Raw genomic sequence first — 13,544 nt, 5'->3', positions numbered from 1 at the left:
GGGGCTCCGCACCGGCTCCACGGGGCCGTTGGCGGGGGCGAATATCAAACCGATTAGGTTCCCCGGACGAAGTCGCGTAGAGTCGTGTTTACCGACGCGGGGTGGAGCAGCTCGGTAGCTCGCTGGGCTCATAACCCAGAGGTCGCAGGTTCAAATCCTGTCCCCGCTACACAGTGAAGGGCCCGGAGGCATTCAGCCTCCGGGCCCTTCGGCGTTCCCGGGTCGCCCGGCTCCCTCGCGCGGGGGAGCCGGGGGAACCGCTCGGGAGGGCGAGGCGCCGGCCGGGGGCGGCGGGGGAGGCTGGGCGGCGTCGGAACGACGGACGTGGAGGGGAGCCGGCGATGAAGCGGGTACTGGGTGCGATGGCGGTCACCGGGGCGGTGCTGGCCGGGGTGTCGGGCTGTCTGCAGGGCGACGAGCAGCGGCGGGACGTCGGCTACGGCGTGGACGGGCCGGTGCGGGAGCTGGTGGTCGAGGGGCGCACCGGCGGGGTCACGATCCGCGGCGGCGGGGAGGCGGTGCGGGTCACCGAGCACCAGAACTACCGGGGCGCGGCGCCGACGAGCAGCCACGAGGTCCGGGACGGCACCCTGACGCTGCGCTACGACTGCGACGACTGCGGGGTCGGGTACGAGGTGGACGTGCCGGCCGGCACCCGGGTGCGGGTCGGCACGGAGACCGGCGGGGTGCGGCTGACCGGGCTGGCCGCCGAGGTGGAGGTGAAGGCCGGCACCGGTGGTGTGGAGGCGAGCGGGCTGACCTCGCCGGTGGTGCGGCTGAGCACCGGGACGGGCGGGATCGAGGCCTCCTTCGCGGGGAGCCCGACCACCGTGGAGGCCCGGGCGCGTACGGGCGGGGTCCGGGTCCGGGTGCCGGCGGGGCAGGCGTACGCGGTGGACGCGAGCGCCGGGACGGGCGACGTCTCGGTGGAGGTGCCCCGCGCGGCGGGGGCGGCGCGCAGCATCACGGCGCGGGCCGAGACCGGCGGCGTGACGGTCGGCGGTGCCTGACGGGCCGGTGCCCACGGTGCTGCCGGTAGGGCATGATCTTCTCCGCGGGGGCGGGGTCCCCGGGTACGGGGGGTACGTGGACGAGGACCGGTTCGCGCCGGGGCGGGCCTGGCGGGCGCGGTTCGCCGGGGTGAGCCCCTACGTGCTGGACACCCTGCTGGCCGTCGGATCGGCCGGGGTCTCGTTCTGGGCGGTGTACCACGACGACGTCACCCGGCCCTGGTGGGTCTATCTGCTGGCGCTTGGCACCGCGCTTCCGCTGCCCTGGCGGCGGCGCGCCCCGCTCGCCGTGATGGCCGTCAGCGGCGGGGTGTCGGCGGTGCTCTCGGTGGTGGCGCACCCGGTGATGCCGCAGCTGCCGCTGTACGCGGTGGTCACCGTGTACACGGTGGCCGAGCGCGCGCCGGACCGGCAGCGCTGGGCGGTGCTGGCCGTGGTGGTGGCGGCCAACGTGGTGGGGACCCACTCGCTCAACGGCATGCTGTTCTCGCTGCTGACCTCGGTCGGTGCCTTCGTCTTCGGCTCGCTGGTGCGCGAACTGCGCCGGCTGGCGCAGGTGGAGGCGGAGCGGGCCCGGGAGGCCGGCCGGCGGGCGGCCAGCGACGCGGCGCGCGCGGTGGCGCAGGAGCGCGGCCGGATCGCCCGGGAGATGCACGACATCCTGGCGCACGCCGTGTCGCTGATGGTGATCCAGGCGGAGGCCGGCCCGCTGGTGGTGCACAAGGACCCGGAGCGGGCGATCAGGACCTTCGACACCATCGCCGACTCCGGCCGGGACGCCATGGTGCAGCTGCGGCGGGTGCTCGGGGTGCTGAAGGAGGACGGCGCGGCTCCGGAGCTGGCGCCGCAGCCGCGGCTGGCCGAGCTCGCGGGCCTGGTCGAGCGGGTCCGCGGGGCGGGACTGCGGGTGGAGCTGGAGCTGGACCCGGAAGGCTCGCCGGGCCCGCTGCCCGCGGACGTGGAGGCGGCCGCCTACCGGATCGTGCAGGAGGCGCTGACCAACACGGTCAAGCACGCCGGGGCGGACCGGGCGGCCGTGCGGGTGGTCCGCTCGGGCGGGGTGCTGGAGGTCGTGGTGTCCGACAACGGGCGCGGGGTGCGCCGGCCGGCGGACCGTGCGGCGGACTGGTCCGGCGGGCGCGGGCTGGTCGGCATCCGGGAGCGGGCCGCGGCCTGCGGCGGGCGGGCCGAGGCCGGGCCGGGACCGGAGGGGAACGGCTTCCTGGTGAGTGCCAGGCTGCCGCTGGGCGAGGGTGCGTCGAGGGAGGGGGTGGGCCGGTGAAGCCGATCCGGGTGGTCGTCGCGGACGACCAGGAGCTGGTGCGGGCCGGGTTCGGGATGATCCTGGACGCACAGCCGGACATCGAGGTGGTCGCGGAGGCGCGCGACGGCGCCGAGGCGGTCGAGGCGGTGCGCGAGCACGGCCCGGACGTCCTGCTGCTGGACGTCCGGATGCCGGTGATGGACGGCCTGGAGGCGGCCCGCCGGGTCTGCGCGGACCACCCGGAGACGAAGGTGATCATGCTGACCACCTTCGACATCGACGACTACGTCTTCGACGCGCTCTACGCCGGGGCGAGCGGGTTCCTGCTCAAGGACGTCCGCCGGGACGACCTGGCGCACGGCGTGCGGATGGTGGCCTCGGGCGAGGCGCTGCTGGCGCCGTCGGTGACCCGCCGGCTGATCGGCGAGTTCGCCGCCCGCCGGCCGGGCGGGGCCAGGCCGCCCGCGCAGGGCGTCCGGGCGCCGTCCCGGCTGCTGGAGCAGCTGACCCTGCGGGAGCGGGAGACGCTGCGGCTGCTGGCCCGGGGGCTCTCCAACGCGGAGATCGCCGCCGAGCTGGTGGTCAGCGAGCACACCGTGAAGACGCACGTCAGCAATGTGCTGAGCAAGCTGGGGCTGCGGGACCGGGTGCACGCGGTGGTGTTCGCGTACGAGGCGGGAGCGGTCGTCGCGGGAGAGGGCTGACGGCGGCCCGGCCCGGGGGGAGTCCCCCGCGCGGGGGAGCCGGCGGGATCGCCGGTGCGGGTGATCCGCGACGAGGGGCCCGGCGGACAGCATCCGGAGTGTCGGAAACGCACTCGCGGAGCGGAGAACACCCATGACCGTCACCAGGCTCGACCGCCTCACCCCGATCGCCGCCGTCGGCGCCCCCGTCCTGATGGCGCTGTACGGCGGTGTCCGGCTGCTGGAGGGCTCACGGGAGCCCGGCCCCGGCTGGACGGTGGGCCACGCCCTGATGCTGGCGGGGCTGCTGCTGTTCGGTCCGCTGCTCGCCGCGCTGCGCGGGCTGCTCGCGCCGCGCCGTCCGGCCGGCCGGATCGCCGCGAACGCGGCCACGGCGGTGGCCTTCGCGGGACTGGCGGCCTCGGTGGTCCAGATCGGGATCGACCTGTACGTGGGGGCGGTCGCCGTGGACAAGGCCGACCAGCACCGGCTGTTCGACGGCATCCAGAGCCGGCCGGGCGTGCTGCCGGCCTTCTACTCGGTCGGGCCGCTGCTGTTCTACGTCGGCCTGCTGGCGCTGCTGGTCGCCGCCTCGGCCGGGGCGACCCGGGCGCTGCGGTGGTGGAGCCCGGTGCTGGTGCTGGTCGGGACGGCGATGACGGCCGCCGACCTGGCGCTGATCCCGCCGGCCGCCGCGCTCTACCTGGCGGCGCTGGCACCGCTGGCGGGGTTCGGCGGGGTGCGTCGCCCGGTCGCGGCCTGAGCGGGCGGGCCGTTCGCAGGGGGGTGGGGCGGCCGGCCCGTCGTGCCCGGGGAATTCCGGTGGCGGCGGGCGGCGGCGGGCCCGTAACGTCCCGGGCATGACCGCCAAGCGCCCGCTGATCGCCGTTCTCACCGGCGCCGGCGTCTCCACCGACTCCGGCATCCCCGACTACCGCGGCCCGAACGGCCTCTGGCAGCGCGATCCGCGGGCCCAGGAACTCGTCACCATCGGCCCCTACCTGGCCGATCCGGACGTCCGCCGCCGGGCCTGGCTGCTGCGCCGGGACACCGGCGCACTGGCCGCCGAGCCGAACGCCGGCCACCTCGCGCTGGTCGAGCTGGAGCGCAGCGGTCTGCCGGTGCGGGTGCTCACCCAGAACGTGGACGGCCTCCACCAGCGGGCCGGGCTGCCCGCCCGCAAGGTGCTCGAACTGCACGGCACCGCGCGGGAGGTGGAGTGCGTGCGCTGCCACGTCGTCGGCCCGACGGCCGAGGCGCTGGAACGCGTCGCCGCCGGTGAGCCGGACCCGGCCTGCCGGGCGTGCGGCGGGGTGCTCAAGCCCCGCACGGTGATGTTCGGCGAGGCGCTGGACCCGGTGGTGCTCCAGCGGGCCGACGCCGTGGCCCGGGCCTGCGACCTGTTCGTCGCCGTCGGGACCAGCCTCCAGGTGTACCCGGTGGCCGCCCTCCCGCAGATCGCGCTGGAGTCCGGTGCCCGGCTGGTCGTCGTCAACGGCGAGCCCACGCCGTTCGACGAGGCGGCGGACGAGGTGATCCGGGAGCCGATCTCCACCGCGCTCCCCGCCCTGGTCCGCCGGCTGGTGGCCGAGCAGGCCTAGTGGACCGGACGGGCCGCCTGCGTACGATGATCACCCCGGCTCCCCCTCACGGCCAGGAGTGATCGACCGATGACGACGACGGCGAAGTTCGACCCCTGGTCGGCGGCGTTCGTGGCCCACCCCTACGACGCGTACACCGAGCTGCGCGAGCACGCCCCGGTGACGTACTACGAGCCGACCGGACAGTGGCTGGTGTCCCGCCACGAGGACGTCAGCGCGCTGCTGCGGGACCGGCGGCTGGGGCGGACGTACACCCACCGCTTCACCCACGAGGAGTTCGGCCGGCCCGCGCCCGACCCGGCGCACGAGCCGTTCCACACCCTCAACGACCACGGGCTGCTCGACCTGGAGGCGCCGGACCACACCCGGATCCGGCGACTGGTCTCCAAGGCCTTCACCCCGCGCATGGTCGAGGGGCTGCGCCCGACCGTCCGGCGGCTCGCCGCGGAACTCGTGGACGGGCTGCTCGCGGCCGGCGGCGGCGACCTGGTCGCCGCCGTCGCCGAGCCGCTGCCGGTCGCGGTGATCGCCGAGATGCTGGGCGTACCGGAGGGCGACCGGCACCTGCTGCGGCCGTGGTCCGCCGACATCACCGGCATGTTCGAGCTCAACCCGACCGAGGAGGCCGCCCGCCGGGCCGTCACCGCGAGCACCGAGTTCTCGGACTACCTGCGCGCCCTGATCCGCGAGCGCCGGACCGAGCCCGGTGGCGACCTGATCAGCGCGCTGATCCAGGCCCAGGAGGGCGCCGACGCGCTCAGCGAGCAGGAGATGGTCTCCACCTGCGTGCTGCTGCTGAACGCCGGCCACGAGGCGACCGTCAACACCACCGGCAACGGCTGGTGGGCGCTGTTCCGCAACCCCGGTGAACTCGCCCGGCTGCGCGGCTCGGTGGACGAGCTGCTCCCCACCGCGGTCGAGGAACTGATGCGCTGGGACACCCCGCTCCAGATGTTCGAACGCTGGGTGCTGGAGGACATCGAGGTCCGCGGCGTCACCGTCCCGCGCGGCTCCGAGGTCGCGCTGCTCTTCGGCTCCGCCAACCGGGACCCGGCCCGGTTCGCCGACCCGGACCGGCTCGACCTCGGCCGTGCCGACAACCCGCACGTCACCTTCGGCGCCGGAATTCACTTCTGTCTCGGCGCCCCGCTCGCCAGACTGGAGCTCACCGAGTCCTACGGCGCACTGCTGCGCCGGGCGCCCGGCCTGCGGCTGGTCCGCGAGCCGCGATGGCGCCCGGGCTACGTGATCCGGGGGCTGGAGGAACTGCTGGTCGAGATCTGAGGGGGAGCCGTGGACAAGGCGACCGGAACACTGCTGGGCCTGGCGCTCGGCGACGCCCTGGGGCGGATGACCGAATTCCGCACGATCGAGCTGATCGCCGCCCACGACCCCGACTGGCGCCGACTGCCGCTGCCGAAGAAGGCCCTGGTCACCGACGACACCCAGATGACGCTCGCCCTGGGACGCGCCCTGCGCACCGCCCTGGAGCTCGGCCCGCTCGGCCCGCCGCAGCTGGAGCGGCCGCTGCGCGAGGAGTTCGTCGACTGGTGGCGCTCGCCCGAGAACAACCGCGCGCCGGGGATGACCTGCCTGCGCTCCTGCCAGCGGCTCAGCGACGGCCGCCGCTGGCAGGAGGCGAGCGACCTCGGATCCAAGGGCTGCGGCGCCAACATGCGGGTCGCACCGATCGGCCTGGTCAGGGAGCTGACGCCGCGCCAGCTGTCCGGCGCCGCCCAGCTGCAGTCCGCGCTGACCCACGGCCACCCGACCGCGCTCGCGGCCAGTGACCTCACCGCCTACGCGGTCCGCAGGCTCGCCGACGGCCTGGCGCCGGCCGCCCTGACCGCCGAGCTGCGCGCGTACGCGCGGGCCGCCCGCACCCGGTACGACGAGTGCTGGCTCGGCGACCTCGCGGCGCACGCCCAGGACCCCTCGCCCGAGCACTTCGCCGCCCGTGGCTGGGACGAGTGCCTCGGCGTCCTCGACCGGCTGGACGCGGCGCTCGCCGAGCCCGACGTCGAGGCGGACCCGTGCCTGGCCACCGGCGAGGGCTGGATCGCCGAGGAGGCGCTCGCCACCGGCCTGCTCTGCTTCCTGCTGCTGCCCGACGACCCGGTGGCCGCCGTGCGCCGGGCCGCCTACTCCTCCGGCGACTCCGACTCCCTCGCCTGCCTGACCGGCGCCTTCGCCGGCGCGCACCTGGGCGCGTCGGCCTGGCCGGCGGACTGGGTCGAGCGGATCGAGCACCGGGACGAGCTGCTCGCGCTCGGCGCGCTCTGGGACTGACCCCGGCCCCGGGGGCGAGGGAGCCGGTCGGGCGGGGGAACCGGTCCGGCGGGCGCCGCGTCGAACCGCCATGACGAGTCGCACGCGCAGCACCCGCAGTCGCACCCGCCGCCGCCCGGCGGCCCCGCTCCTCGCCCCGGTCCTCGTCGCCGCGCTCGCCGCACCGCTGCTCACCGGCTGCGGCAGCACCGGCGTCGCGGACCAGGTCGTCCGGGCCCCCGCACCCACCTCCGCCCCGCCGACCGACCCGGCTCAGGTCGCGGCGACCGCCGCCGCCACCAACGCCCTCGGCCTGGACCTGCTGCACACCCTCACCGCCACGCCCGACGGCGCCGGCCGCAACCTCGTGCTCTCGCCGTCCGGCCTGGCCACCGTGCTCGCCATGGTGCTGCCCGGTGCCCGCGGCGCCACCGCCGACGAGCTCGCCAAGGCCCTGCACACCGGGCTCACCCCGCAGCAGTACGCCCTCGCCACCGGCGCCCTGAACCGGACCGGCCCGCCCACCGACGGCCTGACCCTGCGCCAGGCGGACGACCTCTGGGTCCAGCAGGGCTTCCCGCTCGACCAGGGCTACCTGGCCACCCTCGCCGCCGCCTTCGGCACCGGCGTGCACACCGCCGACTTCCGCAAGGATCCGGAGAGCGCCCGCAGGACCGTCAACGCGACGGTGGAGAAGGCGACCGAGGGCCGGATCAAGGACCTCTTCGCCGAGCGGACGATCAACCAGGACACCCGCCTGGCGCTCACCGACGCGCTCTACCTGAAGGCGAGGTGGGCCACCCCGTTCAAGGCCTCGCAGACCTCCGACCGGCCGTTCCACCGGCCGGACGGCTCGACCCCGTCCGTCGCCACGATGGCCCGGACCGGCACCCTGCGCTACGCCGACGGCTCCGGCGGGATCCTCGGCCAGCCCTGGCAGGCCGTCGAACTGCCCTACGCGGACGGCGGGATGGCGATGGACCTGCTGGTGCCCGCCCAGGGCGGGTTCGAGGCCTTCCGCAAGGGCCTGGACCAGGCCCAGCTCACGATGATCCTCGACTCGCTCACCGAGCGCTCGGTCGACCTCACCCTGCCGCGCTTCCACTTCGAGACCGCCAACGAGCTGACGCCGACCCTGCGGGCGCTCGGGGTCGCCGCGGCCTTCGACGCCGCGGACCTCGGCGGCATCCCCGGACCGGGGACGGACGAGCGGCTGAAGGTCGGCACGGTGGTGCAGAAGGCCACCGTGCAGGTGGACGAGGACGGCACGGTGGCCGCCGCCGGAAGCGGCGTCGGGATCGAGGCGGCGGCCGGGGCGGTCCCCAAGAGGGCCGAGGAACTGCACATCGACCGGCCGTTCCTGTTCCTGATCAGGGACACCACGACCGGCCGCCCGCTCTTCCTCGGCCAGGTCACCGACCCGCAGGCCGGGTGACCGGCGCCGTCGGCGCCGCCGGGGCCGTGCGGCGGCCCGCCCACCCGGTCACCAGGCCCGCCCGGGTCACCAGGCCGGGTAGCGCCCGTCCAGGGCCGGGTGGGTCGGCTCGCGGCTGCCGAACAGCACCAGCAGGTCGTCCGCCACCCGCAGCAGCGTCTCCGTGCCCTCGACCGCCTCGGTCCAGGCCGTCGGCAGGGCCGCCGCGCCGTACGCCGCGCCCACCAGGTTGCCGCAGACCGCGCCGGTGGAGTCGCTGTCCCCGGAGTGGTTCACCGACAGCAGCAGCGCCGTCCGGGCCGGGTCCGGCCCGGACGCGGCGGCCAGCAGGCAGTACACCGCGATCGCCAGGCACTCCTCGGCGATCCAGCCGAGCCCGACCCGCTCCACCGCCTCCGCCGAGGGCTCGGCCTCCTCGGCCACCCGCACCGCCCGGTGCAGCGCCAGGACGGTCTCCTTGGAGCCCGGCCAGTCCCGGGTCTGCTCGACGACCTGCCCGACCGCCGTCCACGGCTCGACCCCGTCCACCAGCCGCTCGACCAGCGACGCGAACGCGCCCGCCGCCAGGTAGCCGGTCGGGTGCCCGTGGGTGAGCTGCGCGCACTGCGCGGCCAGCCCGAAGGACTGCTCGACGCCCAGCCGGGCCAGCCCGAACGGCGCCGAGCGCATCACCGTGCCGCACCCCTTGGAGTGCGCGTTGATCGGCCCCGACTGCCCGAACGGCGCCGGTGCCCGGAACTCCGGGTGGTACGACACCCCGCTCAGGCAGGCGTTGCCCGGCGCCCGCCGCGCGTACAGGAACGGCTGCCGCAGCAGCCAGCCGTCGTACGGGCGGGGGAGCGGGCCCTGGTCCGGAGCGCCCTGCTGCTGCGTCAGCAGCCAGCGCCGGTAGGCGCCGTGGACGGCCTCCGGCACCGATCCGCCGCCGCCCGACCAGCCCCGGACGAAGCCGCGGATCAGCCCCTCGGCGGTGAACAGCGTCATCTGGGTGTCGTCGGTGACCTCGGCGATCCGGCCGCCACCGGGCAGCCCGGTCACCCCGGCCCGGCCGTACTGCTCCCGGATCTGCTGCAGCTGCTGGAACTCCACCGGCCAGCCCAGGGCGTCGCCGACGCCCCCGCCGAGCAGCGCCCCGCGTACCCGGTCGGCATACCCCGACTCCGTCACCGCCACCGTCGCTCCCCCTTGCTCCCGGGGCCCGCCCGGCCGGTCGGGCCGAGGCCGGACCGGCCGGACCGGCCCTGCCGACGTCCGTTCTATCAGGCCCGACCGCTACCGCCGGATCTCCCCGGCCCGGCCGTGCAGGGCGGCCCGGTCGGCCGCCGCCCGGCCCGCCACCCAGCCCTCGCCGTCGCTCACCCGGACCCGCTGCGAGACCAGCTTCGGGAACATCCGCCCGACCTGCTGGTCGACCGCCTCGGTCCGGGCCGCCAGCGCCGGCAGCAGCCGCTCGTCCGGCACCAGCTGCTCCTCGGTGCCGTCCTCGCGCAGGTGCCGGCCGGCCGCCGCGTCGCTGGTGGCCTGCTCGGTCGCGGCGGTCAGCCGCTCACGGATCCGCGCCGCGTACGCGACCAGGAAGGAGTGCCGGAACGCCTTGGTGCGCGAGGCGCCGTCCAGGTGCTGGCGCGAACCGGCCTTGTTCATCGCGTGCGTCGCCTGCACCAGCAGCGAGGTGTAGAGCAGCTCGACGCCGTCCAGGTCGCCGTCGAAGCCGATGATGGTGCAGAAGCCGAACTCCTTCGCCCAGACCACCCGGCACCGGTTCGCCGCCGCCACCGCGTCCAGCAGCATCGTCTTCGGGACCTCGTAGGGGTTGTCCACGCCGATCCGCAGCGCCGCCGGGGCGTCGCGGTCCTCGCCGCCGACCGCCAGCAGCGCGTCGTCGATGCTGTGCTGGGCCATCAGCTGCTGGGCCTTGGCGGTCAGCGCCTCGGCCTCCTCCGGGTACTCGGTGGACTCGGCCTTCGCCAGCAGCGCCCGGATCCGGGACAGCATCCGCGGCTCGCCCGGCACCGGGCCCGCGGCCCGCCGCTCCGTCCGGGGGGCCTGCCCGCCCGGCCCGGGAGCCGGGCCGACCGGGGCGATCGGGGGCAGCCGGCCCCAGCTGCGCAGCAGCTCCAGCACGTTGGTGGCCAGCGCGAACCGGTCCAGCCGGTGGCGGTCGGCGAAGGCACCCAGGTACGCCTCGTCGCCCGGCCACCACACCGCGGTCTCCAGCTCGCGCAGCTGCTCCTGCCAGCGCCGGTCGGTGGTGGCCGCCGGGTGGCGGCGGTTCTCGGCGGCGATGAGGTCCACCGCGAGGGCCAGGTGCACCGGCTTCAGCTCCCGCCGCACCACCCGGGCCAGGTCGGCCGGCCGCCAGCCCGCCGACCAGCAGCGCCCGACCGCCGTGTCCGCGTACCCGAGCAGTGCCCGGCTCACCGCCGGCCACTGGGCGGGGGAGGCGGCCAGCAGCGAGGCGCCGGTGTCCAGGGCGAGGTCCAGCCCCTCGTCCGGTGCGGTCAGCACCGCTCGCACCGCCTGCTCCAGTAGCGGTCCGGCGCTCCCGTCCGCCCCGGTCCCGCCCTGCTGCCTGCGCTTGCCCACGGTGTCGCCTGCTCTCGTCGTGCCCGTCCCGCGGTCGGGGCGGCCTCCGCCCATGATGCCGGAGCGCCCGGCCCCGACGACGGGGACCGGGCGCTCGCGGGGGTGCCCGACGGGCTGGCCGTCAGCGTTCGACGGCCTTGGCCAGGATCTCCGGGGCACGCTCCAGCAGGCGGCCGGCGGCCAGCCGGATGCCGAGGAAGGCGACCAGCGCGCCGTACAGCAGGCCGAGCGCCAGCACCGGCCAGGCCGGGCCGTCGGAGAGCAGCGCCCAGCCGAGGTAGCCGGAGACCGGCAGGCTGAGCAGCGCGGCGCCGAACATCGAGCCGAAGCTGTTGAGCATCACCAGCCCGCCCTGGCCGGGGGCGGCGTTGCGCATCGGGTTGTTGTCGGACGGCATGGTGTACGGGGCCAGCACGCTGAGCACCGCGCCGATCGCGATGCCGCAGCCGAGCAGGCCGAGCGCCAGGCCGAACGCCGGCGCCAGACCGGCCCAGTCACCGGTGACGGCGGCCAGCAGCAGCGCCAGCACCAGGGTGACCGGCACCGCGTAGGAGAGGATCGCGAACGCCCGCCCGCGCAGCTCCTCGCGGGCGTCGGCGGGGGTCAGCAGGGTCGCGGCGACCATCCAGAACGCCGAGCCGTCCATGCCGAACAGGTTGAGCATCTGCAGACCGAGGAACATCCCGGTGGCGGCCACCAGGTAGACGGTCGACCAGCCCTGGACCACCGAGAGCACGCAGATCACCACCGTCATCCCGATGCTGGTGAAGACGGCGGCCTTGGCGCGCGGCTCCCGCCAGGCGTAGCGCAGGTGGCGCTGCATCACCGCGCCGGTCCGGCCGGCGGGCAGGAAGCCCCAGCCGCGCGAGGCCTGCACGCCGCGCGCCACCTCCAGGGTGGAGGCGTCGGCGGTGACCATCAGTTGCTGGAGGCTGGCCCGCCACCAGCGCAGCAGCAGGGCCAGCACGACGGCCGTGGAGGCCAGCTGGAGCAGCGCCAGCCCGTACCGCCCCTCACCGGCGGTGCGTCCGGCGTCCGCCGCGCCGACCGGCGGCACCCAGCGCAGCACCGAGGCGATCGGTGCCAGCGGGCTGAGGTCGAGGCCGTCCTTCCCCGGCTTGCCGAAGACGCTCTGCGAACCGACGTTGGCGACCTGGATCAGCAGCGCGAAGAGCAGACCGCCGAAGATCGCGAAGTCCTTGCCGCGCCGGCTGGAGAGCAGCCGGGCGTTGCCCGCCGCGACCGCGCGGGAGAGCGTCACCAGGGTGAGCACCGTCAGCGGGACGCCGACCACCGCGGCCGTCGCCGAGGCGGCGCCGTCCGCGCCGGACAGCGCCGCGCCGGTGACCAGCACCAGGGCGACCAGCGGGCCGGGCCCGAGCAGCGCGGCCAGCGCCGAGCCGCGCAGCAGCGGGCCGGGGCGCAGCGGCAGCATGGTGAGCCGGGTCGGGTCGGCGCTCTCGTCGCTGGCGAAGAGGAACAGCGGCAGCGCGGCCCAGCTGATGGTGAGGGCGCCGACCAGCATCACGCCCGCGTCGCCGGCGCCGGCGTGCCCGTTCAGCAGGGCCAGCAGGAACGCGATCAGCGAGGCGAACAGCAGGCCGGCCACCGTGCCGACGACGTAGAGCACGGCGCGTCCGCGGCTGCGCCGCAGGCCGTTGCGGAGCAGTCGCAGCTTGAGCGACACCAGGGTGCGGACGACCACGCGCCCGTCGGGCACGGTCGCGCGGGCGGTGCGGACCCCGGTGTCGGCGCGGGTGGAGCTCACCGCTCGCCCCCGAGCCAGCCGAGGGCCTGGCCGTCGTCCTCGCGGACGCCGATCAGGTCCAGGAACGCCTCGTGCAGGCTGCGGTCGCCGCGCACGGTGTCCAGCGGGCCCTGGGCGATCACCCGGCCGGCGTTGACCACGGCGACCCAGTCGCAGAGCTGCTCGACGAGTTCCATGACATGGCTGGAGAAGATGACGGTGGAGCCGGCCGCGGCGTAGCGCTTGAGCACGCCGCGGATGGTCTGGGCGGAGACCGGGTCGACGCCCTCGAAGGGCTCGTCCAGGAAGAGCACGTCGGGGTTGTGCAGCAGCGCGGCGGCCAGGCCGATCTTCTTGCGCATCCCGGTGGAGTAGTCGGCGACCAGCTTGTCGGCGTCACCGGCGAGGTCCAGGACGGCCAGCAGCTCCTCGGCGCGGCGGTCCACCTCGGCCCCGGGCAGGCCGCGCAGCCGGCCGTTGTACTGCAGCAGTTCGCGGCCGCTGAGCCGTTCGAACATCCGCAGGCCCTCGGGCAGGATGCCGATCCGGGCCTTCGCCGCGACCGGGTCGGCCCAGACGTCGGCGCCGTGCACCAGGACGGTGCCCTGGTCGGGCCGGAGCAGGCCGGTGACCATGGAGAGCGTGGTGGTCTTGCCGGCGCCGTTCGGGCCGACCAGGCCGATGAACGCGCCGGCCGGCAGCTCCAGGCTCAGTCCGGCGACCGCCGCCTGGCTGCCGAAGTGCTTCCACAGCCCCTGGATGCTGACGGCGGCGGGGACCGGGGACGCGGGGACCGGGGACGGCGGTGCTGACGCCTGCATGGCGGCCTTCTCTGCTGGGAAACGGGTGAATGTCCAGGCCAGCCTGCCATCGCCCGGGGCGGCCTGTCGTCCGGATTGATGATCTTGGGCTGGGCTGGGCCGAACGGGTGAGTGTGAGGCGCTCCTCGG

The 13,544-nt window shown here is 75.7% G+C and carries 12 protein-coding genes and 1 tRNA gene; 9 read left to right on the top strand and 4 right to left on the bottom strand.

Annotated features, from left to right (window positions below; genetic code table 11):
- The first annotated feature begins 95 nt into the window (after positions 1-95).
- The 9 genes from OG618_RS16345 (at position 96) to OG618_RS16305 (ending at position 8,261) form a co-directional block, all read left to right on the top strand.
- Positions 96-169 (top strand) — tRNA-Met (locus OG618_RS16345).
- Between the two features lie 172 nt (positions 170-341).
- Positions 342-1,010: a DUF4097 family beta strand repeat-containing protein gene (locus OG618_RS16340; RefSeq protein WP_329488163.1), complete on the top strand. Its 669-nt coding sequence runs from the start codon at positions 342-344 to the stop codon at positions 1,008-1,010.
- A 76-nt stretch (positions 1,011-1,086) separates the two neighbouring features.
- Positions 1,087-2,292: a sensor histidine kinase gene (locus OG618_RS16335; RefSeq protein ID WP_329488162.1), complete on the top strand. Its 1,206-nt coding sequence runs from the start codon at positions 1,087-1,089 to the stop codon at positions 2,290-2,292.
- Positions 2,289-2,978: a response regulator transcription factor gene (locus OG618_RS16330; protein ID WP_329488160.1), complete on the top strand. Its 690-nt coding sequence runs from the start codon at positions 2,289-2,291 to the stop codon at positions 2,976-2,978. The genes OG618_RS16335 and OG618_RS16330 overlap by 4 nt, the downstream gene beginning before the upstream one ends.
- 133 nt (positions 2,979-3,111) lie before the next feature.
- Positions 3,112-3,720 carry a hypothetical protein gene (locus OG618_RS16325; RefSeq protein ID WP_329488159.1) on the top strand — a complete coding sequence of 203 codons (609 nt, stop codon included), beginning with the start codon at positions 3,112-3,114 and terminating at the stop codon, positions 3,718-3,720.
- A 97-nt stretch (positions 3,721-3,817) separates the two neighbouring features.
- Positions 3,818-4,558 carry an SIR2 family NAD-dependent protein deacylase gene (locus OG618_RS16320; protein WP_329488158.1) on the top strand — a complete coding sequence of 247 codons (741 nt, stop codon included), beginning with the start codon at positions 3,818-3,820 and terminating at the stop codon, positions 4,556-4,558.
- A 69-nt stretch (positions 4,559-4,627) separates the two neighbouring features.
- Positions 4,628-5,842 carry a cytochrome P450 gene (locus OG618_RS16315; RefSeq protein WP_329488156.1) on the top strand — a complete coding sequence of 405 codons (1,215 nt, stop codon included), beginning with the start codon at positions 4,628-4,630 and terminating at the stop codon, positions 5,840-5,842.
- Positions 5,843-5,908: 66 nt separating this feature from the next.
- Positions 5,909-6,847, top strand: coding sequence for an ADP-ribosylglycohydrolase family protein (locus OG618_RS16310; RefSeq protein ID WP_329492139.1), 939 nt, complete (start codon positions 5,909-5,911; stop codon positions 6,845-6,847).
- 70 nt (positions 6,848-6,917) lie between these two features.
- The gene (locus tag OG618_RS16305) at positions 6,918-8,261 is read left to right on the top strand and encodes a serpin family protein (protein WP_329488155.1); all 1,344 of its coding nucleotides are present in this window, start codon (positions 6,918-6,920) and stop codon (positions 8,259-8,261) included.
- A 66-nt stretch (positions 8,262-8,327) separates the two neighbouring features.
- Here OG618_RS16305 and OG618_RS16300 read toward each other — a convergent pair whose 3' ends face one another.
- The 4 genes from OG618_RS16300 to OG618_RS16285 form a co-directional block, all read right to left on the bottom strand.
- A complete protein-coding gene (locus tag OG618_RS16300) occupies positions 8,328-9,434 on the bottom strand; it encodes an ADP-ribosylglycohydrolase family protein (protein ID WP_329488154.1) in 1,107 nt (368 codons plus the stop codon).
- Positions 9,435-9,533: 99 nt separating this feature from the next.
- On the bottom strand, positions 9,534-10,847 hold the full coding sequence (locus tag OG618_RS16295; RefSeq protein ID WP_329488153.1) for a DUF2786 domain-containing protein: 1,314 nt from the start codon (positions 10,845-10,847) through the stop codon (positions 9,534-9,536).
- A 121-nt stretch (positions 10,848-10,968) separates the two neighbouring features.
- Entirely contained in the window at positions 10,969-12,615 is a 1,647-nt protein-coding gene (locus OG618_RS16290; RefSeq protein ID WP_329488151.1) for a transporter, read from the bottom strand.
- Positions 12,612-13,415, bottom strand: a complete 804-nt coding sequence (locus OG618_RS16285) for an ABC transporter ATP-binding protein (RefSeq protein ID WP_329488150.1) — start codon at positions 13,413-13,415, stop codon at positions 12,612-12,614. Before OG618_RS16285 ends, OG618_RS16290 begins: the two co-directional genes overlap by 4 nt.
- Positions 13,416-13,544 lie beyond the last annotated feature (129 nt).

The sequence above is a fragment of the Kitasatospora sp. NBC_01246 genome, assembly GCF_036226505.1.
Taxonomy (GTDB): domain Bacteria; phylum Actinomycetota; class Actinomycetes; order Streptomycetales; family Streptomycetaceae; genus Kitasatospora.
This window is presented reverse-complemented; position numbering and strand designations above follow the sequence as displayed.